The organism is Vibrio cyclitrophicus, from assembly GCA_023206055.1.
In the GTDB taxonomy this organism is placed as follows: domain Bacteria; phylum Pseudomonadota; class Gammaproteobacteria; order Enterobacterales; family Vibrionaceae; genus Vibrio; species Vibrio cyclitrophicus_A.
The window spans coordinates 3105416-3127525 of record CP065366.1; the positions used below are offsets into that span (position 1 = coordinate 3105416).

Here is a 22110-nt window from a genome sequence, read left to right on the forward strand (position 1 = left end):
ACTGTGAAAGCCGATCAAAAACATACTCCCATGATGCAGCAGTACCTAAAATTAAAAGCAGAAAATCCAGAAATTTTGCTGTTCTATCGCATGGGAGATTTCTACGAGCTTTTCTACGATGACGCTAAAAAAGCCTCTCAACTCCTCGATATTTCGCTAACCAAGCGTGGCTCTTCAAACGGTGAGCCGATTCCTATGGCTGGCGTCCCATACCACGCCGTTGAAGGTTACCTGGCGAAGTTAGTGCAGTTGGGCGAGTCCGTAGCAATTTGTGAGCAGATTGGTAATCCAGCAACTTCAAAGGGCCCGGTTGATCGCGCTGTCGTAAGAATTGTGACACCGGGAACTGTAACGGATGAAGCACTGCTTTCTGAGCGTGTTGATAACCTAATTGCCTCCATTTACCACCATAATGGTAAATTTGGCTACGCAACGCTTGATATTACTTCTGGCCGATTCCAGCTATGTGAGCCGGAAACTGAAGAAGCGATGGCGGCTGAGTTACAAAGAACGTCACCACGTGAGCTGTTATTCCCTGAAGATTTCGAACCCGTAAATTTGATGGCAAGTCGTAATGGCAATCGCCGTCGTCCAGTATGGGAATTTGAATTAGATACAGCGAAGCAACAACTCAATCAACAATTTGGTACTCGCGATCTCGTTGGCTTTGGCGTTGAAAGTGCAAAACTTGGTTTATGCGCTGCGGGTTGTTTGATTCAATATGTAAAAGACACGCAACGTACTGCTCTTCCACACATCCGTTCACTCACAATGGATAAGCAAGATCATTCGGTGATCCTTGATGCGGCTACTCGCCGTAATTTGGAGATCACCCAAAATCTCAGTGGCGGCACAGACAACACCCTAGCCGAAGTACTTGATCACACTGCGACTGCTATGGGTAGCCGTATGCTTAAGCGTTGGTTACATCAACCCATGCGTAACATTTCGGCTCTTGATCAACGCCTAGATGCGATTGGTGAAATGAAAGATTTAGCTCTATTCACAGAGCTGCAACCAACCTTAAAACAGATTGGTGATATCGAACGTATTCTTGCTCGATTAGCACTTCGCTCTGCTCGTCCTCGCGATATGGCACGACTTCGCCAAGCAATGGAATACTTGCCGGAGCTTGCAGAAACGCTGACGCAACTTAAGCACCCGTACCTGACTCAGCTTGCTCAGTATGCATCTCCTGTGGGTGAAGTATCAGAGCTGCTTGAGCGTGCTATCAAAGAAAACCCACCGGTGGTGATCCGCGATGGTGGTGTGATTGCAGAAGGCTACAATGCCGAGTTAGACGAATGGCGCGACCTTGCAGCTGGTGCAACCGAATTTCTTGATAAACTTGAGCAAGAAGAGCGCGAACGTCATGGCATCGACACGCTTAAAGTTGGCTACAACAACGTACACGGTTTCTTCATTCAAGTAAGCCGCGGACAAAGCCATCTTGTGCCACCACACTATGTTCGTCGTCAAACGCTGAAAAATGCAGAACGCTACATTATTCCTGAGCTAAAAGAGCACGAAGACAAAGTTCTCAGCTCTAAATCGAAAGCCCTAGCTATCGAGAAAAAGTTGTGGGATGAGTTGTTTGATTTGTTACTGCCTTATCTAGAGCGACTACAAAACATCGCTTCTTCAATATCTCAGCTGGATGTTCTACAAAACTTAGCTGAACGTGCAGACACCCTTGATTACTGTCGTCCAACTATGACAGAGTCTGCTGGTGTTCAAATTCAGGCGGGCCGTCACCCCGTTGTTGAACAAGTAATGGACGAACCGTTTATTGCGAACCCTATCGACCTCAATGATCAACGTAAGATGCTGATCATCACAGGTCCAAACATGGGTGGTAAGTCGACCTACATGCGTCAAACAGCCCTTATTGCGCTGATGGCTCATATCGGTTGTTATGTTCCAGCAGAAAGCGCGACGATTGGTTCTATCGACCGTATCTTTACTCGTATTGGCGCATCCGATGATTTGGCTTCGGGTCGTTCAACCTTCATGGTTGAGATGACCGAAACCGCGAATATTCTGCACAACGCAACACCAAATAGCCTTGTGTTAATGGATGAAATCGGTCGTGGTACCAGTACTTACGATGGTCTATCTCTGGCTTGGGCAAGTGCTGAATGGCTCGCCAATCAAATCAATGCGATGACGCTATTTGCAACGCACTACTTTGAGCTAACTGAACTGCCGAACCAACTGCCAACATTGGCAAATGTGCACTTGGACGCGGTTGAACACGGCGACAGCATTGCCTTTATGCACGCAGTTCAAGAAGGTGCAGCAAGTAAATCTTACGGCCTTGCGGTTGCTGGATTGGCTGGCGTACCTAAAGCGGTGATCAAAAACGCACGTGCGAAGCTGACTCAACTAGAAGCGTTAAGTATTGAGTCTCCGGCATCAAAGCCAAGTGGTGTCGATATCGCGAACCAACTTAGCCTGATCCCAGAGCCGAGTGAAGTAGAGCAGGCACTGGCAAATGTTGATCCTGATGATCTAACCCCTCGCCAAGCATTACAAGAACTTTATCGCTTGAAGAAGCTGCTTTAGTCTCTTACCAAGTAGCTTGTTATTGCCGTACTATTATTTTGATTAGACGGCATGGAATACCAAAGCCACAAAAAAAAACGCTGACTTAAAGTCAGCGTTTTTATTTGTCTTCTATTTAGAGAAACATCATCCGTTCAATTAGTCGTTTTCAACGTTGAACAGATTTTCCATATTCAAGCCTTGCTTGATTAGAATCTCACGTAGACGACGAAGACCTTCAACTTGGATTTGACGAACACGTTCACGAGTCAGGCTGATTTCACGGCCTACTTCTTCTAATGTTGACGGTTCATAGCCAAGTAGTCCAAAGCGACGCGCAAGCACCTCTTTCTGCTTCGGATTCAGCTCATCAAGCCAGAAAATCAGTGAATTCTTGATATCGCTATCTTGAGTTGAAACTTCAGGATCTGAGTTGTTGATGTCCGGAATAATATCCAGTAGCGCTTTCTCACCATCACCACCAATCGGCGTATCAACGGAGCTCACTCTTTCGTTTAGACGAAGCATCTTACTCACATCACCAACTGGTTTATCTAGCTTAGAAGCGATTTCTTCCGCCGTTGGTTCGTGGTCAAGTTTTTGTGATAGCTCTCGTGCAGTACGTAGGTAGATATTCAGCTCTTTCACAACATGAATTGGCAAACGGATAGTGCGAGTCTGATTCATTAACGCACGTTCAATGGTTTGACGAATCCACCATGTCGCGTAGGTTGAGAAGCGGAAGCCACGCTCTGGGTCAAACTTCTCTACCGCGCGAATCAAACCTAGGTTGCCTTCTTCAATAAGATCGAGAAGTGCAAGGCCACGGTTGCTATAACGACGAGAAATTTTCACCACCAAACGCAGGTTACTTTCAATCATGCGTTTGCGTGCTGCTTCATCACCGCGTAGAGCACGACGTGCATAAAGCACTTCTTCTTCAGCGGTTAATAGTGGTGAGAAACCGATTTCGCCTAGATAGAGTTGAGTAGCATCTAAACTTTTAGATGTAACTTCAGTCTCTTCTTTCGTTTCGGCTTTCTTTTTGACTGTTCGTTTTGCTTTTCCAAGAGCTTCCGGTTCCGTGGTTGCTTGGTTAAGATCGAACTCTTCTTTGGTTACTGCATTGCTTATACTCATAACGCCTCCCCCTGGCGAAATTAGCATGACATTACAACTTCATATGTCGCTAAATGACTGTGTCACTCAATACAATACGTTAATCATTCATATTGTATTTAAGGTAAATATCGTTTTGGATTAACTGATTTACCTTGGTAACGAATCTCAAAGTGCAGCATAACACTGCTGGCTCCAGAGCTTCCCATTGTTGCAATTTTCTGCCCTGGTTTCACACTTTGCCCTTCAGATACTAATAGTCGGTCGTTATGCGCGTATGCACTTAAGTAATTATCATTATGCTTCACAATCACTAGATTGCCGTAGCCTCGTAATGCATTACCCGAATAAACAACCGTTCCCCCTGCAGTAGATACTATTGGCTGACCTCGCTGTCCTGCTATGTCTATGCCTTTATTTCCTTGTTCGCCTACAGAGAAATTCTTGATTACTCTCCCTTTAGTTGGCCATAACCATTTGGATACTTTATCACTTGTTGGTTTGGTGGACGGTGTAACATTCTGTTTACCTTTAGACCCAACATACTCCTTTGATTTGGATTGTTCAACCTTCTTTGGTGGATCTTTTTTCACCACTTTGGTGGTAGTTTGAACTGGGGCAGGTTTAGAGTTTTTGCTCGGTTCAGGTGTCGTTTTAGGTTTACTTGCTGCAGATGACGTTGTGGATGCCGCGACAGGCGCAGCAACTGCTGCTGCCGCTACTGTTGATTTACCATACGCTGGCGCATTATAGCTAGGACGCCACAACTTAAGCTTCTGCCCTGGGTGGATCGTATATGGGGCAGACAACTTGTTGTAGCTGACTAGGTCATTCACGTCTTTATTGGTCACATAAGCGATGAAATAAAGGGTGTCGCCTTTTTTCACTTCGTAGTAACTACCGCGATAGCTGCCACGATCAATCGAGGAGTATTTTTTATTTAAACTTGAAACTGGCGCAGGCGAATTCGCTGCACACCCAACAAGGGCACAGCTAAGCAGCAAAGTACTTACTTTTAACAACTTCGAACGCATCGACTCTCTACCCACCTACACCATTAGTCTTGTTATTAAGCTAGTTCACCAGGAACAAGAGGTACAAATCTCACCATCTCGATAACACTCGATAAAAACTCATCGCCGTGTCGAACGATCTTCAATAGTTGCTGTTCGTCATCACCGACTGGAATCAGTAAACGGCCGCCATCTTTTAGTTGTTGCAGAAGCGCTTGAGGAATCGACTCTGCAGCTGCGGTGACAATAATCGCATCAAAAGGGGCTTTTGAAGACCACCCTTGCCAACCATCACCATGTTTGGTTGAAATATTGTAGAAATCGAGTTGCTTCAACCTACGTTTAGCATCCCATTGTAGAGACTTTATTCGTTCAACCGAATACACATGGTCAACAAGTTGAGCTAATACAGCGGTTTGATAACCAGAACCCGTGCCAATTTCCAAAACGCGGCTATCTTGTTGTAGCTCAAGTAACTCTGTCATTTTAGCAACGATGTACGGCTGAGAGATCGTCTGCCCTTGTCCGATAGGCAGCGCATTATTATCATAAGCTTGATGATACATCGCCTGCGACAAAAAACTCTCTCTTGGCAATTGGTAAATCGCATCAAGCACTTTCTGATCTTGAATGCCATTTTCAATCAGAAAAGTAACTAAGCGCTCTGCTTGTGGATTACTCACTTACTTCTCTCCTAACCATGTCGCCATCGCACCCAACGACTCATGCGCCGTTAAATCAACCTGTAGTGGTGTTACCGATACAAAACCATGCTCTATCGCATAAAAGTCCGTACCTTCGCCAGCATCTTGTTCTTTTCCCGGAGGACCAAGCCAATAGATGTCATGCCCACGAGGATCTTTCTGCTTAATCATGTCTTCAGCATGATGACGAGCCCCTAAGCGCGTCACTTGAGTACCAGACAGTTGCTCCAATGCTAAGTCAGGAACATTAATGTTTAATAAGCGATTGGTCGGGATTGGATTTGCTAAATGTTGTTCGACAATACGACGAGCTATAGTCGCCGCTGTCTTAAAATGTTTTTTCCCAACCAGAGAAAACGCCACTGACTGAACACCTAAAAAGTGCCCTTCCATTGCGGCTGCGACTGTGCCCGAATAAAGCACATCGTCACCAAGGTTAGCACCGTGATTAATGCCCGTTAAAACCAGATCGGGCATATCATTTTTAAGCAGTTCATTTAACGCAAAATGTACACAGTCGGTCGGTGTTCCTTGTACCGAATAGGTATTTTCGGCAATTTTTTGAACACGTAAAGGCTGTTCTAAAGTTAATGAATTTGAAGCGCCCGAGCGATTACGGTCAGGTGCAACAATGATAATTTCAGCAAGATCACGTAATTCATTGGCTAGCTCATGAATACCTTGAGCGTGCACACCATCATCGTTGCTGAGTAAAATCTTCATCTTGTATCCTTTCTTTTGTACCAATGCCAAGTCACTTAATTTCCGATATCAAGTGACTTCGCTCCAAGCAGAATCGTTATTACTCGTAGCTTCTCTCTACGTGAACTTCTTCAACCAATTCACGAACAATAGCGGTTGCGAAACAACCCGCATCGAGAGAGAACTTAAGCGTGACATTGTCTTCGTTCACTTCCCAAGCTAAACCCATCGGCTTCAACGAAGCTTCACGGCGATCATGGCGCATACGGTTGCCACAGATCAGAGCCATTAGATCCGGTTCAGCATCAAGGTGTTGCTGCTCTAAAGCTTGAGATGCATCCGTCGTCGGTAACGCATTATCTCCAGCTAAAGCAACAGTAATAAACGCAGAGCCGTTCGCGATGTCTTGGTTTACCGCTTCGATGTTATCCGCTGTTACTGCTAATTGAGCGCCGTCTTTCACGACAATATCGCCAATCAATGCCGACGCAAACGCATCTTGCTCAATACGGTCAGAAAGAATTAAGTTGTAGATCCAAGAACGAGCGGCAGAAAGATACAAGCTGCGCTTATTCTGATTACGCGTACGAACGTTTTCACGACCCCAACGACGAGCTTCAGATAAGTTGTTACCTTCATTACCAAAGCGCTGAGCTCCGAAGTAATTTGGCACGCCTACTTGAGCGACTTTTTCTAAACGCTTTACCACATCATCACAGTCAGTTACTTCAGACAAAGTCAGCTCAAATTGGTTGCCAATTAAATCGCCTGGACGTAACTTTTTGTTGTGGCGTGCTGTCGCCAAGATCTCAATGCTTGGGTATTGCGCGAGAAAAGCAGAAAAGTCAGGTTCACCCTTTGGTAAGTGCACGCTTAACCACTGCTCGGTAACCGCGTGACGGTCTTTCAAACCAGCCCAACTCACGTCCTTCGACTTAACACCGCAGGCTTTAGCCAGCTCATTTGCTACGAAGCTCGTATTTTCACCAGTTTTACGAATACGAACCATTAGATGCTCGCCTTCACCAGTAAACTCAAAACCTAAGTCTTCATTAACGACAAAGTGTTCGGCTTTTGCTTTTAGTTTTGCTTTCGCAGTTGGTTTACCGTTTAGGTAAGCCAATGAAGATAAAATATCTGACATGCTATTCTTTTCGTGTTGGTGCTTACGCACTTTTAGTAATTAAGACTACCGCTTCACATGCGATGCCCTCTTTGCGACCTGTAAAACCTAAACGCTCAGTAGTCGTCGCTTTTACATTCACATTGCCAATGCTGGTATCTAAATCTTGTGCAATAGCTTGGCACATAGAGTCTATATGAGGAGCCATTTTAGGCGCTTGCGCCATGATAGTAATATCCGCATTACCAATCACATAACCTTGCTCTTTTACTCGACGGTACACATCTTTAAGCAATTCACGACTATCTGCGCCTTTCCACTCATCATCTGTATCTGGGAAATGACGACCAATATCACCCGCAGCAATCGCACCCAGCAAAGCGTCACATAACGCATGAAGGGCAACATCACCGTCTGAGTGTGCGATAAGCCCTTGCTCGTAAGGAATGCTAACGCCACCAATAATTACCGGGCCTTCACCACCAAATTTGTGTACATCAAAGCCATGGCCAATACGAATCATCATTATTCCTTATTCTGACTTAAATAGAACTCAGCCAAAGCCAAATCTTCAGGCTGAGTAATCTTAAAATTATCTGAACGCCCAGCAATCAATGCTGGTGATAAACCTTTCCACTCAAACGCAGAGGCCTCATCGGTAATCGAAACGCCTTGTTGCAAGGCCTCACTCAAGACTTTCCGTAAAGGCTTAGATCGAAACATCTGAGGGGTAAGCGCATGCCAAAGATCGACGCGATCGACCGTGTGTTCAATTTGTCCTTGAGCACCACGCTTCATTGTATCGCGAACCGGCGCTGCTAAAATTGCGCCCACATCATGGGTCATGGCCCCAGAGATCAGTTTGTCGATATCGCTCAATTGGATACAAGGCCTAGCGGCATCATGCACCATCACCCAATCACTGAGTTGCTGTTGGGTAATATAATCCAGAGCAGAAAGTACCGAGTCAGCTCGTTCCGTTCCGCCGGACACTCTGATCACCTGTGGATTAAGGTTAAGCGGTAATTCAGGGTAATAAGGGTCATCATCGCTGACCGCTACCACGATTTTAGACACCTGCGGATGAGACAACAGTTTCTCAACCGTGTGCTCTAAAATCGTTTTACCGTGAATTTGAAGATATTGCTTGGGACGGTCTGCCTTCATTCGGCTGCCGACGCCCGCAGCGGGGACCACTGCAATAACGCTTTGAAGTTGGTTCGACATTAATGAGATTCCTCACCAATAATACGATAAAACGTTTCGCCTTCTTTCACCATCCCAAGTTCATGACGAGCGCGCTCTTCTATCGCGTCTAAGCCTTGGCGTAGATCGTCGATTTCTGCAAACATCTCAGCATTGCGAAGATGAAGCTTTTCATTTACTTGCTGTTGAACTTGGATTTCGTTGCTCACACCGTAGTAATCAGAAATACCATTTTTACCGAGCCACAGTGTGTGTTGTAGCCAGCCAAACACTATGAGCAGTACTAAAGCAAAAATTCGCATAACACCTTTCGCCGGTTGAAAAAGAAGGAACTAGAATAAGGCACATATATACCATAATGCGCTTATTGGTGCGAGATATGTGGTGTCAGGGAATCAATAAGTCGGAGAATTATTGCTGTTCGAAACCTGTAATGAGATTCCCTATGCCTTCTTACGTCAGTCTAGGGAATGAGGGGGTTTGGGTATCAAAAAGAGAGCTTTGGAACCTAGAGGTTCTTCATCTCACTTTTCTACAGGCAAAAAAATACCCCGCATAAGCGAGGCATTCAAAAGCATTAGTGCATAATTCTAACTAGTTGGTGCTGTAGCAAGGCAACAAAGAAAATTCAGCTATGGAGCATAGTTTCCTATGTGACTTAGTGAATCTTCTGCAGTTAAGCAGCTACAGTGCCAAATAGGACGAATTATTGACCTTTAACTTCTTTAAGACCGTTGTAAGGAGCTTTAGAACCTAGAGCTTCTTCGATACGGATAAGTTGGTTGTACTTAGCAACACGGTCAGAACGGCTCATAGAACCAGTTTTGATTTGACCTGCAGCTGTACCTACCGCTAGATCAGCGATAGTTGCATCTTCAGTTTCGCCAGAACGGTGAGAGATTACTGCAGTGTAGCCAGCGTCTTTAGCCATCTTGATAGCAGCTAGAGTCTCTGTTAGAGAACCGATTTGGTTGAACTTGATAAGGATAGAGTTAGCTACGCCTTTCTCGATACCTTCAGCAAGAATCTTAGTGTTTGTAACGAACAGATCGTCACCAACGATTTGAAGCTTGTCGCCTAGAAGTTCAGTTTGGTGCTTGAAGCCATCCCAATCTGACTCGTCAAGACCGTCTTCGATAGAAACGATTGGGAAGTTGTTCGCTAGCTCAGCTAGGTAGTGGTTGAACTCTTCAGAAGTGAAAGTTTTACCTTCGCCCTTCATGTTGTAGATGCCAGCTTCTTTGTCGAAGAACTCAGATGCTGCACAGTCCATAGCAAGAGTAACGTCTTTACCTAGTTCGTAACCAGCAGCTGCAACAGCTTCTGCGATAACTTCTAGAGCTTCAGCGTTAGACTTAAGGTTAGGAGCGAAACCACCTTCATCACCAACTGCAGTGCTGTAGCCTTTAGACTTAAGAACTTTAGCTAGGTTGTGGAATACTTCAGCGCCGATACGTAGACCTTCTTTAAGAGTTTTAGCGCCAACTGGTTGGATCATGAACTCTTGGATGTCAACGTTGTTATCTGCGTGCTCACCACCGTTGATGATGTTCATCATTGGTAGAGGCATAGAGAACTGACCAGCAGTACCGTTTAGCTCAGCGATGTGCTCGTATAGAGGCATGCCTTTCGCAGCAGCAGCAGCTTTTGCGTTAGCTAGAGATACAGCTAGGATAGCGTTCGCGCCGAACTTAGACTTGTTATCAGTACCGTCTAGGTCAAGCATGATTTGGTCAACGTCAGCTTGTGCTTTAGCGTCAGAACCAACTAGAGCTTCAGCGATTGGGCCGTTTACAGCTTCAATAGCTTTAAGAACACCTTTACCTAGGAAACGTGATTTGTCGCCGTCACGTAGCTCAAGAGCTTCGCGAGAACCAGTAGATGCGCCAGATGGAGCAGCAGCCATACCTACGAAACCGCCTTCTAGGTGTACTTCAGCTTCTACAGTTGGGTTACCACGTGAATCGATGATTTCACGACCTAGAACTTTAACGATCTTAGACATTGAATGTTTCCTTCTCGTTGAATATATATAAATGTCAAATTTAAAAGGTAGCAGCACAACTTACGCAGCTACCTGTATTCCTTTTTACTTTTCTAATTCGCCGCGCTGATATTCACCAGCTGCTTTAACGAAACCTGCAAACAACGGGTGACCGTCGCGAGGTGTTGAAGTGAACTCTGGGTGGAATTGAGCAGCAACGAACCATGGGTGATTCGGGTTCTCAATAACTTCAACCAGTTTCTTGTCCGCAGATAGACCAGATACTTTTAGGCCCGCTTTTTCAATTTGTGGACGAAGATTGTTGTTCACTTCGTAACGGTGACGGTGACGTTCATGGATCGTCGCGCTACCGTATAATTCGTAAGCCTTAGTACCTTTAGCAAGGTGACAAAGCTGTGAACCTAGACGCATTGTACCGCCAAGGTCAGATGTTTCTGTACGCTCTTCAACTTTACCTTCGCCATCGATCCATTCAGTAATCAGACCAACAACTGGGTACTTAGTTTCAGTACAGAATTCAGAAGAGTGTGCCCCTTCCATTTTCGCAACGTTACGAGCGTACTCGATAAGTGCTACTTGCATACCTAGACAGATACCTAAGTACGGTACTTTGTTTTCACGAGCGTATTGAGCAGCAAGAATCTTACCTTCAACACCACGATCACCAAAGCCACCAGGAACTAGAATTGCATCTAGGCCTTCTAAAATTTCTACGCCACGAGACTCAACGTCTTGTGAGTCTACGTATTTAATATTAACGCTTAGGCGGTTTTTCAAGCCCGCGTGTTTTAACGCTTCATTTACTGATTTGTATGCGTCAGGTAGTTCAATGTACTTACCAACCATACCAATCGTCACTTCACCCGTTGGGTTAGCTTCTTCGTAAATTACTTGTTCCCATTCAGACAGATCTGCTTCTGGAGCTGTGATGCCGAAACGCTTACATACAAGTTCGTCAGTGCCTTGAGCTTTAATAAGCTGAGGGATCTTGTAGATAGAGTCAACATCGCGCATAGAAATAACTGCATTTTCTTGCACATTACAGAACAGAGCAATTTTCTTACGCTCGTTCGAAGGAATGTTGCGATCTGAACGACAAACTAGGATGTCTGGCTGAATACCAATAGACAGTAGCTCTTTTACAGAGTGTTGCGTTGGCTTAGTTTTTACTTCGCCCGCAGCTGCTAGGTATGGCACTAAAGTAAGGTGCATGAACATTGCGCGTTCACGGCCTAGTTCTACTGCTAGCTGACGAATCGCTTCCATGAATGGTAGAGATTCGATATCACCAACCGTACCACCAACTTCAACAAGCGCGATATCGTGGCCAGCTGCGCCAGAAATCACACGCTCTTTAATAGAGTTAGTGATGTGTGGGATAACCTGAATAGTTGCACCTAGGTAATCACCGCGACGCTCTTTAGCGAGTACGTCTGAGTAAACACGACCTGCAGTGAAATTGTTACGCTTAGTCATCTTGGTGCGAATGAATCGCTCATAGTGACCAAGGTCAAGGTCTGTTTCAGCGCCATCTTCCGTAACGAACACTTCACCGTGCTGAGTCGGGCTCATAGTGCCTGGATCAACGTTGATGTAAGGGTCAAGCTTCATCATAGTCACTTTAAGACCACGAGCTTCTAAAATAGCCGCAAGAGATGCTGCAGCAATACCTTTACCTAGAGAGGATACAACCCCGCCAGTAACAAAAATGTAATTTGTCGTCATGTTTAACCTGAAATTGGTTGAATGAGGGAAATGGACTACTTCTGGACGGGATGAAAATATACCAGAAGCCCCTTATCGCCACAACGTGAAATCTATCACACTGCTATTTTTTATTTTTTGCTTCAAATCAATTCATGATAAAAGCTTTGGTTATCTTTTCTCCGCCACCTTGACTTCATCCCACATGGAATCAAGCTGTTGTAGTGAAAAATCGGTCAAATTTTTATCTTGCTGACGAACTTTTTGTTCCACCCCTTTAAAGCGACGTGAAAACTTCAGATTGGCTTTGTTCAGCGCCGTTTCTGGATTTTTACCTAAATGTCGCACCAAATTGACCGTCGCAAACAGCAAATCACCTAACTCTTCTTCAACCAAATCTTCGTTAGGTGTGACTTGAAGCGCTTCTTCCAGTACCTCGTCAACTTCCTCTAAAACCTTATCAGCGACTGGGCCAATCGAGTCCCAATCAAAGCCAAATTTTGCGACCTGCTTTTGAATCTTTGTAGCACGTGAAAGCGCAGGTAGAGAGTTTGGTATTGAGTCTAGAATACTTTCTTGAGTTTTGCCTGCTTGTGCTTTTTCTTTGGCTTTTTCCGCTTCCCAGTTGGCATTGATTTCTTCATCACTGGCAAACTCGGTATCAGAGAACACATGTGGGTGACGTCGCGTTAGCTTCTCATTGATACCATCAACTACATCAGAGAACTCAAACAGCCCCTGCTCTTTCGCTAACTGGCTATAAAAGATCACCTGAAACAACAAGTCACCCAACTCTTCTTGCAGGTTCGGCCAGTCTTTGTTGTGAATCGCATCCACTACTTCGTAAGTCTCTTCGATAGTATGCGGCACAATTGTTTCAAAATTTTGTTTCAAATCCCAAGGACAGCCACCTTCAGGATCGCGCAGCTTAGTCATAATCTGTTCAAGTTGTTCAATCGGGTGATTCATCTTTTCTTCCTATTCACTGTCTTTGATTTTTAAATTTTAAACTTCACTGAAACTAAAAAGGTGGGCAGCCAAAACCACTCACCTTTCTATTCTTCTTGTTAAGCCAACGTGTCATTCAATGCATTGTTCGGTTTTTACTAAGTAATTGGCTCTTGTAACAAGGCAGTAAACTTATGAGGCTCCTGAGCATAGCTTGCCTATGTGATGGAGTGAAATAAGTGAAACTAACGAAGTTAGAAAGCCAAGTACGACGTAAAAACTAGCCCAAGCGTTTAACACTCATGACATCTTTGATTTGTTCTACTCGGCTAGTCACTCGACTCAGAATCTCAATATTGGTCACTTCCAAATCAAAATCCATCACCGACAGTTGACGTTTATAGTCAATACGGCTCTTCATTGTCGTCACACTGACTTTTTCGTTCAAGAACAGGGATGTTATGTCTTTCAACAAGCCAGTACGTTCTAGCGCCTCTACACGCAGCGTTAAGATATACGAGCCTACGAAACCATCGCCCCACACAGTATCGATGATACGTTCGGGTGCATGTAGGTTAAGTTCACTTAACTGCTCACAATCGCTGCGGTGTACTGAAATACCGCGACCTTGAGTTATGTAACCTTTGATCACATCGCCTGGGATTGGCTGACAGCAACGAGCTAAGTGGGTCATTAGGTTATCGACACCTTCAACAACGACAGCATCCTTTTTCGGACGGCTCTGATGCGCTGGCTTATTGTCAGACTCAAGCAACTTCTCTAATGCTTTTTTGTCTTCTTCTTCCGCCGTTGGTTTGTTGACCAAAGCATTGATGTGATTAACGACTTGGTTGATACGCAAATCGCCGCTACCAATACCCGCATACAATTCATCTGGAGTGTTAACGTTGAATCGTTTCAGCGCGTATTGCTCTGCATCTTTCAGTGTTGCGCCGACTCTGCCTAGCTCGACTTCTAAAATATCTCGTCCAGCTTCGAGGTTTTTCTCACGACTCTGAGCGCGGAACCAAGCGTTAATTTTTGCTCGAGCTCGGCTTGAATGAACAAAGCCTGTGGTCGGATTTAGCCAATCACGTGATGGATTCGGCTCTTTTTGAGTGATGATTTCAACCTGATCGCCCATCGCCAACTTATGAGTAAACGGAACGATTCGACCTGCGACTTTGGCACCGATACAGCGGTGTCCAACCATCGAGTGGATGTGGTAAGCAAAATCCAACGGTGTTGCACCCATTGGTAAATCGACCACATCACCGCGTGGTGTAAAGGCATAGACACGGTCATCAAAGACTTGGCTTCGAACTTCATCCAGCATTTCGCCAGAGTCCGACATCTCTTCTTGCCAATCGATAAGCTTACGCAACCAGGTGATTTTCTCATCGTAGCCACTGCGTACGCCGCTAGATGCACCTTCTTTGTACTTCCAGTGCGCAGCAACGCCCAATTCAGAATCTTCATGCATCTGCTTAGTACGAATCTGAATTTCAATGGTCTTGCCTTCAGGGCCAAGAACTACGGTATGAATCGACTGATAACCATTCGGCTTTGGATTCGCCACGTAGTCATCAAATTCACTGGGTAGGTGTTTATATTTGGTGTGAACCACACCTAAGCCGGCATAACAATCTTGCAGTTGGTCTGCGATAATACGCACCGCACGCACGTCAAAAAGCTCATCAAACTCTAAGCCTTTTTTCTGCATTTTTCGCCAAATACTGTAGATGTGTTTTGGTCGACCGCTGACTTCAGCATTGATGCTTGAACGGTTCATTTCTGATGTGAGATCGTCGACAAAGTCAGTGATGTATTGTTCGCGCACGATACGGCGCTCAGACAGCTGTTTAGCAATCTGCTTATAGGTATCGGGTTGTTGGTAGCGGAAAGCGTAATCTTCAATTTCCCACTTTAGCTGACCAATACCAAGACGGTTTGCTAGAGGCGCGTAGATGTTGGCACACTCTTTTGCTGCCGCACGGCGCACAGCATCAGGGGCCTTTTTTACTTCTATAAGGTTACAAATTCGCTCTGCTAGTTTGATGACTACGCAGCGGAAATCATCCACCATTGCCAATAACATTCGTCGAACATTATCGACTTGACCCGAGGCAGCACTGCCTTCAAGGGTCACATTTAGCTGGCCCAAAGCCGCCATTTCTTCCACGCCATCAATCAGCTTTACGGTTTCCTTTCCGTAACTTTCTTCAAACGCTTCGCGCTCAAAAACACCGCTTGATACGACTGGGAAGAGTTGCGCCGCTACTAACGTTGCGCGATCCATAGACAAGGTGACCAAGATTTCGATCATCTCGCGACCACGCCAAAGCAGGAGCTCGCCTTGCTCGTGATCTTTTAATAGCTCTTCACAGTGACGATAAACTTTGGTCAGTTTATTCGAGGTTTTTGCGTCTTGATTCAGTGACGCAATCCAATTATCTAGCTCAAACTGTTCGCTTGGGTTTAAATGTGCGCTTCGTACCGCAACCATCATGCCTTCCTAGTTATTATGTTTTATACCCAAATTCAATATGACTAACTGATTCCAAGTTAGTTCGACCATATTGATATCAGCACAGGCTTTCCTGCGCCTTTGTGATTCATTTTGAAGCCTTGTTTAAGGGCCTTTAAGCCTTGATAAAGAGAGCCATCGATTCGAGATGGCTAGTGTGTGGGAACATGTCCAACATACCCAGCTTGGCTAATTGATAACCTTGTTTTTCTAAGCTCTCAGAATCTCTAGCTAGAGTAGCAGGATTACACGAAACATAAACCACACGCTTCGCTCCTAACGCTGAAATTTGATCAACGATCCCACTAGCTCCAGCGCGTGCTGGGTCAAGTAATACTTTATCGAATTTCTCTTTTGCCCAAGACTGTGAAGATAAGTCTTCTTCCAGATTAGCTTGGTAAAAATCCGTATTGCTTAACTGGTTTAACGCTGCATTAGATGTGGCTTGCTGGACCATTTCATCAACGCCTTCCACACCAACCACAAACGCTGATTGTTGTGCGATAGGCAGACTGAAGTTACCTAGACCACAAAACAGGTCTAGCACTCGTTCATTCGCTTGAGGTTCTAACCACTCAATCGCTTGAGTCACCATCTGCTGATTCACTTTCTGGTTTACTTGGATAAAGTGGTTTGGCTCAAACGGTAACGTCACGCCAGTTTCGCTATAAAAAGGTGCATCGCCGACTAAGCGAACCAACTTATCAGTTTCGGGCATAGAGTACAGCGTAGCGCCTTCTTCTTTTGCTAACGCAATCAGCGCTTGCTCATCTTTTTCAACCAAAGGCTTAAGGTGACGTAGCACCATTACAGGACCAGTATCGCCCAACACCAATTCAACGTGTCCTAAAGACGTAAGGCTGTTGAAAGTGTTCAGTAAATTTTTCAGCTTTGGCAGCAATACATTAAGGCGAGGTTCAAGCACGGCACAGTCGGTGATGTTTTCAATCTGCTTGCTCTGTTTCTTACGGAAACCGAACTGAAGTTGCTGTGTCTTTTTATCAACAAATAAGCTGATACGTGCGCGACGTCGATAACCGGTTTCATCACCGATAATAGGCTGTGCAACTTCAGTGTTAGCCGTTTGGTATTGGCTCATCAGGTGGGTCAGAGATTGCGATTTATGCTCAACCTGAGAAGAGTAACCAAGGTGTTGAAGGTGACAGCCGCCACACTGATTAAAGTGCTTACAAAACGGCTTTAAACGCTGCTCGCTCGGCTTCAATAACTTGATGAGCTTAGCTCGCGAGAACTTACTTTTACTCTCAGTAAGTTGAATAACCACCTGCTCACCGGGCAATGCGCCATCAATGAAAACCGGTTTATTTTTTTGATAAGCGATGCCAGCGCCATTGTGATCCATTCGTTCAACCAAAACCGATTGATGCTTGGTCTCGAGTTGAGTTTTCTTTTTTGGTTGGAAAAAACGTGCCATTGCTTGTGCCTAATGTATCTTTTAATAAGTAATTGGTATCCAGGACTCACTATTATGCCTTGGAATCATTGTCGAACGTCACGGCTTTGATTAAGCTTACCGTTCACTTAACCGCCATTGTGTGCGTTATTTTCCCATATCCAGACCTCGATGTAATTAAAGAACATGACCAGATATGGCTTAAGAGCCCGTGTAATTACCTTAACTCTAGCTCCAACCCTGATTATTGGGTTGCTATTGAGTGCATTTTTCTCATTTAACCGCTATCAAGACCTTGAGGGTCAAGTGGTTAATACTGGTACTAGCATCATTGAGCCACTGGCGATTGCGAGTGAATCAGGCATGAAGCTCGAAAGTCGAGAGTCTGTTCGTCAGCTTATTAGCTATGCGCACCGAAAGAATTCTAAACTGGTGCGCAGTATCGCGGTGTTTGATGAACGTCATGAGTTGTTTGTAACCTCGAACTTCCACCCTGACTTTGAAAGCCTGACCTACCCTAAAGACAAACCCATCCCGCATTTAAGCTCATCGAATCTGCTCGATAACACGCTGATTCTGCGGACGCCTATCATCGCCGAAGGCCAGTACATCAACTCAGCCAACGGTCAATCTCAAGCCAACCAAGCGATCGGCTATATTGCGATAGAGTTAGATCTATCTTCACTTCGATTACAGCAATATCAAGAAGTGTTCTCTGCTTTCTTGGTATTAATTCTGGGGCTTGGTTTATCGGGCGTGTTTGCGTTCCGCTTGATGCACGACGTAACCCAACCGATCACACACATGAAAAATATGGTCGACCGAATTCGTCGAGGTCACCTAGATGTACGTATCGAAGGCAAGATGCATGGTGAGCTAGATTCGCTGAAAAACGGTATCAACGCGATGGCGGTATCGTTGTCAGAATATCACGTCGAGATGCAGCACAGTATCGACCAAGCCACATCCGATTTGCGTGAAACCCTTGAGCAACTAGAGATTCAAAACGTTGAGTTAGACATCGCGAAGAAACGCGCGCAAGAAGCGGCTCGTGTTAAGTCTGAGTTCTTAGCGAATATGTCTCACGAACTAAGAACACCGCTGAACGGTGTGATTGGCTTTACTCGTCAGATGCTCAAGACTCACCTATCGAACAGTCAAACCGATTACCTGCAAACCATTGAACGCTCGGCAAACAACCTGCTTAGCATCATCAACGATATCTTGGACTTCTCCAAACTTGAAGCCGGTAAATTAGCCCTAGAGAACATTCCATTTGAATTCCAAGCCAGCCTTGAAGAGGTAGTAAACCTTCAGGCAACCAACGCTCATGAGAAGGGCCTAGAGCTGACACTGAAGATCGACCCTAAAGTACCGCCAGGCGTAGTGGGCGATCCACTGCGTATTCAACAGATCCTGACTAACCTAGTGGGTAACTCAATCAAGTTTACCGAGCGCGGTAACATTGATATCAGCGTTGAGCTTCGTTCACAAAGCGAAGATAACATCGAACTGCAGTTCATGGTTCGCGATACGGGTATTGGTATCTCAGAGCGTCAACAAGCTCAGCTGTTCCAAGCCTTCAGCCAAGCCGATGCAAGTATCTCTCGTCGTTATGGCGGTACAGGCTTAGGGCTGGTGATCACCCAAAAACTGGTCAGCCAAATGGGCGGAGAGATCAGCCTAACCAGTCGTCTACACCAAGGTTCAACCTTCTGGTTCACTTTGAGACTATCAACGACTGATATGCCGATGACTGAGCTGATTGAGACTCAATGCTTACAAGGTAAACAACTGCTGCTTATCGAGCCAAACATGCAAGCGGCATCGATTACTCAGCAAATTCTAACCCAAGAAGGCTTAGTGGTAACGTATCGTTCGGTTATGCCAGACGAGACGACCTCGTATGACTACGTTCTGCTTAACCTAGCCGCGAACCAAGAGTATCAATTTGATACCGTGAGTGGTTGGGCTATCGGTGCGAAGAAGATTGCTCAAAACGTGATTATTGGTACACCAAGTACCGAGCTAGCGCTGGGTGAACAACTGATGAAAGAGGTCGATGTTCAGTGCATCACTAAGCCGCTTTCTCGTAAGAAATTACTGCAAACTCTAGTATCAAATCAAGCACCAACCTTGATTGCACCAGCGATTGAAACACACTCAGAAGAGAAGCTTCCACTTACGGTATTGGCGGTCGACGACAACCCAGCCAACCTTAAACTGATCACAGCTCTGCTCAAAGAACGTGTAGAAACCGTCATCAGTTGTACCAGTGGGCAACAGGCGATAGACAAAGCAACAGAGACACCATTTGATATCGTATTTATGGATATTCAAATGCCACAAATGGATGGTGTGACCGCTTGCCAGAACATCAAGAAGCTGGCGAACAATGCGAATACACCTGTGATTGCCGTTACCGCGCATGCAATGATTGGCGAACGTGATCGACTGCTTGAAGCGGGTATGGATGACTATCTAACGAAGCCTATTGAGGAGCATGTTTTACAACAGGTTCTTATTCACTGGAGTCCAACCTCTGAGGTTGAGCACATCGAAAAAATAGATCCAGACCACCCTGCTGTCTCAGCTGAAGTCGACAACGGTCCAATATCAGAAACTGAAGCCAGCGTGCACAAAAACATCATCATTGATTGGCAAGCTGCGCTGAAACAAGCTGCCAATAAAGAAGACCTCGCACGCGATATGCTGAAAATGCTCGTAGACTTTATTCCAGAGGTTTATGAAGCAGCAGACAAAGCGATAGAAGACAGTGACTATCCAGTTGAAGAGCTGATACACATCATCCACAAGATGCACGGCAGCAGCTCGTACAGCGGCGTACCAAGGCTAAAATCGGTATGTGCGACGATAGAGAAAGAGCTGCGTTCTGGTACTTCTGTTGAAGACATTGAACCTGAGCTTTTCGAGCTTCAAGATGAATTAGATAAGGTTCAAGCAACCGCGATTCATTATTTGAAACCCGCGAAGACCTAGCGAGTACTTGTTACTCACCAATATTCGTTAGACGGTTTATCCGCCAATAAAAAAGCAGAGCTCATGAGCTCTGCTTTTTCTGTCTAGAGCATAGAGCACTAGATATAAAGTAGCGATAATCTGTTTACGATTCGAGTAACACAGTTGCCACGGCGTAGTGGCGCTCATCCGAGATAGTCAGATGAATCGATGTTGTGCCATTTGCCTCTGCGATTTCACGCGCTTTTTTATGCAGGCTCAAAACTGGCTTGCCATGTTCATCGTTTGAAATCTCAAAGTCGTGGAAGGTCACACCCAGAGCGATACCGGTGCCTAACGCCTTAGATGCCGCTTCTTTTGCAGCAAAACGTTTTGCAAGGTAACGTCCTTTTTGCTTAAGTTGCTGGAATACTTCAAATTCAGAATCCGTCAAAATACGCTGAGCAAAAGCGTCACCACTTCGTGACAATGCCTTTTCAACACGTTCTATTTCTGCGATATCTGTACCTAATCCAACAACTGCCATGTTTCCTCTACAACTTAACTTCTATCTAACGATTCTACTAATTCGTCGCTTACGACTTAACGCTTACTGTTTAGAAAATTAAGCGTTGTTGCGTGCTGTTTCCATGATTGCTTTCATGTCTGCAACGGCTTTGTTTAAGCCATCAAACACTGCGCGCCCCATGATCGAGTGACCGATGTTCAGCTCGTAGATCTCTGGAAGTGCCGCAATTGGAGCAACGTTGTGGTACGTCAGGCCATGACCCGCGTTGACTGTGATACCAAGATCATCTGCATAGCTCGCGCCCGCTGCGATCTTCTTCAGCTCGTCTTGTTGATCTTCTTCAGTCTTAGCATCAGCATAGTGACCCGTGTGCAGTTCAATGAACGGTGCGCCACACGCTTTTGCTGCGTCGATTTGCTCACGGTCAGCATCGATAAACAGAGATACTTTGATACCTGCTGCAGACAGTTTTTCCGTCGCCGCTTTGATCTTTTCAAGTTGACCAACCACGTCCAAGCCACCTTCAGTGGTCAGCTCTTCACGCTTCTCTGGAACAAGACAAACAAACTCAGGATTAGTATCGAGGGCAATTTGAACCATCTCGTCCGTTACTGCCATCTCCAAATTCATACGAGTTTGAAGTGTCTCAGCCAGAATACGTACATCGCGATCAACGATATGACGACGGTCTTCACGCAGGTGAACTGTAATGCCGTCAGCACCCGCACGTTCAGCAATTTCAGCTGCGTGTACTGGATCTGGGTATTTAGTACCACGTGCATTACGTAGTGTTGCAATATGGTCGATATTAACGCCTAAAAGGATTGAGCTCATTTTTCAATACTCCGTGCTCTAGAGAGGGCTATTGTTGGCATAAATAGCTCTCTACTTTTTAATGGTTTGCCGCCAAGATACGGCTTTAAGGCTATGCGTGTAAAGCGTTTTGCCGCTTTTAACTGCTCTTTAGTGATAAACCTACGTTCACTGATTGCGATAAGTTCATCGCCCATAAAAGTCAGGTTGTCTCGACGCACCGAAGCAATGAAACCTTTCTGCTCTCGATAGCGATAAGTCATGCTCGGATCAATCGCTTCGCCAGTGCCCGCGCAGTGTAAAAAGTCGACGCCATAACCCATAGCGGATAATAGAGCCAGCTCAAAGCGACGTAGCGCTGGCTCAGGATTCTCATTATGAGCGAGTTCTGTTAAGGCATGAAGATAGTCGTGAAAAAATGCGGGCATGGCCACTTCGGCCATCAACACTCGCCCAACTAACTCGTTGACGTACATTGCTGAATACAGATTGATACCGGCAAGAGGAAGCCCCAAGCTGATCGGTTCAGCTTGGCGCAACGTTTTCATTGAACCATTGCCAGACCACTTAAGCAGCAGAGGCGTAAAAGGTTGCAATGCACCTTTCAAATTAGAACGCTTACTCCGCGCACCTTTAGACATCAACGTCACCCGACCGTACTCTTCACTGAAGACGTCCAGAATCAGGCTCGACTCACTGTATGGTCGACGGTGCAACACAAAGCATCGCTGTAACCCTTCGCTCAATAACTTACCCTTCTTACAGATACAAAAAGAGAGAGTTCGCACTCTCTCTTGTATT

General features: G+C 45.4%; 18 protein-coding genes. 2 read left to right on the forward strand and 16 right to left on the reverse strand.

Annotated features, from left to right (window positions below):
* Positions 1 to 3: 3 nt before the first annotated feature.
* On the forward strand, positions 4 to 2565 hold the full coding sequence (mutS, locus tag ITG09_13635) for a DNA mismatch repair protein MutS (GenBank protein ID UPR51719.1): 2562 nt from the start codon (positions 4 to 6) through the stop codon (positions 2563 to 2565).
* A gap of 138 nt (positions 2566 to 2703) precedes the next feature.
* On the opposite strand, the gene rpoS is transcribed toward mutS, so the two are convergent.
* From rpoS to rlmD, 13 genes are all read right to left on the reverse strand, one after another.
* Positions 2704 to 3684, reverse strand: a complete 981-nt coding sequence (gene rpoS / locus ITG09_13640; protein UPR51720.1) for an RNA polymerase sigma factor RpoS — start codon at positions 3682 to 3684, stop codon at positions 2704 to 2706.
* A gap of 98 nt (positions 3685 to 3782) precedes the next feature.
* Positions 3783 to 4697, reverse strand: a complete 915-nt coding sequence (gene nlpD, locus ITG09_13645; GenBank protein UPR51721.1) for a murein hydrolase activator NlpD — start codon at positions 4695 to 4697, stop codon at positions 3783 to 3785.
* A 35-nt stretch (positions 4698 to 4732) separates the two neighbouring features.
* Positions 4733 to 5359 (reverse strand): protein-L-isoaspartate(D-aspartate) O-methyltransferase, encoded by a 627-nt coding sequence (locus ITG09_13650; protein UPR51722.1) that lies wholly within the window; start codon positions 5357 to 5359, stop codon positions 4733 to 4735.
* A complete protein-coding gene (surE, locus tag ITG09_13655; protein UPR51723.1) occupies positions 5360 to 6103 on the reverse strand; it encodes a 5'/3'-nucleotidase SurE in 744 nt (247 codons plus the stop codon).
* A 79-nt stretch (positions 6104 to 6182) separates the two neighbouring features.
* On the reverse strand, positions 6183 to 7226 hold the full coding sequence (gene truD / locus ITG09_13660; protein UPR51724.1) for a tRNA pseudouridine(13) synthase TruD: 1044 nt from the start codon (positions 7224 to 7226) through the stop codon (positions 6183 to 6185).
* 22 nt (positions 7227 to 7248) lie between these two features.
* A complete protein-coding gene (gene ispF / locus ITG09_13665; GenBank protein ID UPR53647.1) occupies positions 7249 to 7728 on the reverse strand; it encodes a 2-C-methyl-D-erythritol 2,4-cyclodiphosphate synthase in 480 nt (159 codons plus the stop codon).
* Between the two features lie 2 nt (positions 7729 to 7730).
* Entirely contained in the window at positions 7731 to 8432 is a 702-nt protein-coding gene (gene ispD, locus ITG09_13670; GenBank protein UPR51725.1) for a 2-C-methyl-D-erythritol 4-phosphate cytidylyltransferase, read from the reverse strand.
* Positions 8432 to 8713 carry a cell division protein FtsB gene (gene ftsB / locus ITG09_13675; GenBank protein ID UPR51726.1) on the reverse strand — a complete coding sequence of 94 codons (282 nt, stop codon included), beginning with the start codon at positions 8711 to 8713 and terminating at the stop codon, positions 8432 to 8434. Before ftsB ends, ispD begins: the two co-directional genes overlap by 1 nt.
* Positions 8714 to 9117: 404 nt before the next feature.
* Positions 9118 to 10416: a phosphopyruvate hydratase gene (gene eno / locus ITG09_13680; GenBank protein ID UPR51727.1), complete on the reverse strand. Its 1299-nt coding sequence runs from the start codon at positions 10414 to 10416 to the stop codon at positions 9118 to 9120.
* Between the two features lie 84 nt (positions 10417 to 10500).
* Positions 10501 to 12141, reverse strand: coding sequence for a CTP synthase (locus ITG09_13685; GenBank protein UPR51728.1), 1641 nt, complete (start codon positions 12139 to 12141; stop codon positions 10501 to 10503).
* Positions 12142 to 12291: 150 nt separating this feature from the next.
* Positions 12292 to 13089 (reverse strand): nucleoside triphosphate pyrophosphohydrolase, encoded by a 798-nt coding sequence (mazG, locus tag ITG09_13690; GenBank protein UPR51729.1) that lies wholly within the window; start codon positions 13087 to 13089, stop codon positions 12292 to 12294.
* A gap of 259 nt (positions 13090 to 13348) precedes the next feature.
* Positions 13349 to 15574: a GTP diphosphokinase gene (gene relA, locus ITG09_13695; GenBank protein UPR53648.1), complete on the reverse strand. Its 2226-nt coding sequence runs from the start codon at positions 15572 to 15574 to the stop codon at positions 13349 to 13351.
* A gap of 136 nt (positions 15575 to 15710) precedes the next feature.
* The gene (gene rlmD / locus ITG09_13700; GenBank protein UPR51730.1) at positions 15711 to 17030 is read right to left on the reverse strand and encodes a 23S rRNA (uracil(1939)-C(5))-methyltransferase RlmD; all 1320 of its coding nucleotides are present in this window, start codon (positions 17028 to 17030) and stop codon (positions 15711 to 15713) included.
* Positions 17031 to 17195: 165 nt separating this feature from the next.
* Between rlmD and barA the strand changes: the two genes are divergently transcribed.
* Complete coding sequence (barA, locus tag ITG09_13705) at positions 17196 to 20009, forward strand: two-component sensor histidine kinase BarA (protein UPR51731.1); 2814 nt, start codon at positions 17196 to 17198, stop codon at positions 20007 to 20009.
* Positions 20010 to 20133: 124 nt separating this feature from the next.
* Here the strand turns inward: barA and ITG09_13710 are convergent, their stop codons facing one another.
* The 3 genes from ITG09_13710 to recO form a co-directional block, all read right to left on the reverse strand.
* A complete protein-coding gene (locus tag ITG09_13710) occupies positions 20134 to 20514 on the reverse strand; it encodes a holo-ACP synthase (GenBank protein ID UPR51732.1) in 381 nt (126 codons plus the stop codon).
* Between the two features lie 78 nt (positions 20515 to 20592).
* Positions 20593 to 21330, reverse strand: coding sequence for a pyridoxine 5'-phosphate synthase (gene pdxJ, locus ITG09_13715; GenBank protein UPR51733.1), 738 nt, complete (start codon positions 21328 to 21330; stop codon positions 20593 to 20595).
* Entirely contained in the window at positions 21327 to 22055 is a 729-nt protein-coding gene (gene recO, locus ITG09_13720; GenBank protein ID UPR51734.1) for a DNA repair protein RecO, read from the reverse strand. The genes pdxJ and recO overlap by 4 nt, the downstream gene beginning before the upstream one ends.
* Between the last annotated feature and the right edge of the window lie 55 nt (positions 22056 to 22110).

What these genes read in the sequence shown, in the direction of transcription:
- ispD (UPR51725.1), bottom strand. Translation starts at nt 8,432, where the DNA reads ATGTCGAACCAACTTCAAAGCGTTATTGCAGTGGTCCCCGCTGCGGGC.
- barA (UPR51731.1), top strand. Translation starts at nt 17,196, where the DNA reads ATGACCAGATATGGCTTAAGAGCCCGTGTAATTACCTTAACTCTAGCT.
- ITG09_13710 (UPR51732.1), bottom strand. Translation starts at nt 20,514, where the DNA reads ATGGCAGTTGTTGGATTAGGTACAGATATCGCAGAAATAGAACGTGTT.
- relA (UPR53648.1), bottom strand. Translation starts at nt 15,574, where the DNA reads ATGGTTGCGGTACGAAGCGCACATTTAAACCCAAGCGAACAGTTTGAG.
- ispF (UPR53647.1), bottom strand. Translation starts at nt 7,728, where the DNA reads ATGATTCGTATTGGCCATGGCTTTGATGTACACAAATTTGGTGGTGAA.
- rlmD (UPR51730.1), bottom strand. Translation starts at nt 17,030, where the DNA reads ATGGCACGTTTTTTCCAACCAAAAAAGAAAACTCAACTCGAGACCAAG.
- ftsB (UPR51726.1), bottom strand. Translation starts at nt 8,713, where the DNA reads ATGCGAATTTTTGCTTTAGTACTGCTCATAGTGTTTGGCTGGCTACAA.
- eno (UPR51727.1), bottom strand. Translation starts at nt 10,416, where the DNA reads ATGTCTAAGATCGTTAAAGTTCTAGGTCGTGAAATCATCGATTCACGT.
- pdxJ (UPR51733.1), bottom strand. Translation starts at nt 21,330, where the DNA reads ATGAGCTCAATCCTTTTAGGCGTTAATATCGACCATATTGCAACACTA.
- truD (UPR51724.1), bottom strand. Translation starts at nt 7,226, where the DNA reads ATGTCAGATATTTTATCTTCATTGGCTTACCTAAACGGTAAACCAACT.
- nlpD (UPR51721.1), bottom strand. Translation starts at nt 4,697, where the DNA reads ATGCGTTCGAAGTTGTTAAAAGTAAGTACTTTGCTGCTTAGCTGTGCC.
- ITG09_13685 (UPR51728.1), bottom strand. Translation starts at nt 12,141, where the DNA reads ATGACGACAAATTACATTTTTGTTACTGGCGGGGTTGTATCCTCTCTA.
- surE (UPR51723.1), bottom strand. Translation starts at nt 6,103, where the DNA reads ATGAAGATTTTACTCAGCAACGATGATGGTGTGCACGCTCAAGGTATT.
- rpoS (UPR51720.1), bottom strand. Translation starts at nt 3,684, where the DNA reads ATGAGTATAAGCAATGCAGTAACCAAAGAAGAGTTCGATCTTAACCAA.
- mazG (UPR51729.1), bottom strand. Translation starts at nt 13,089, where the DNA reads ATGAATCACCCGATTGAACAACTTGAACAGATTATGACTAAGCTGCGC.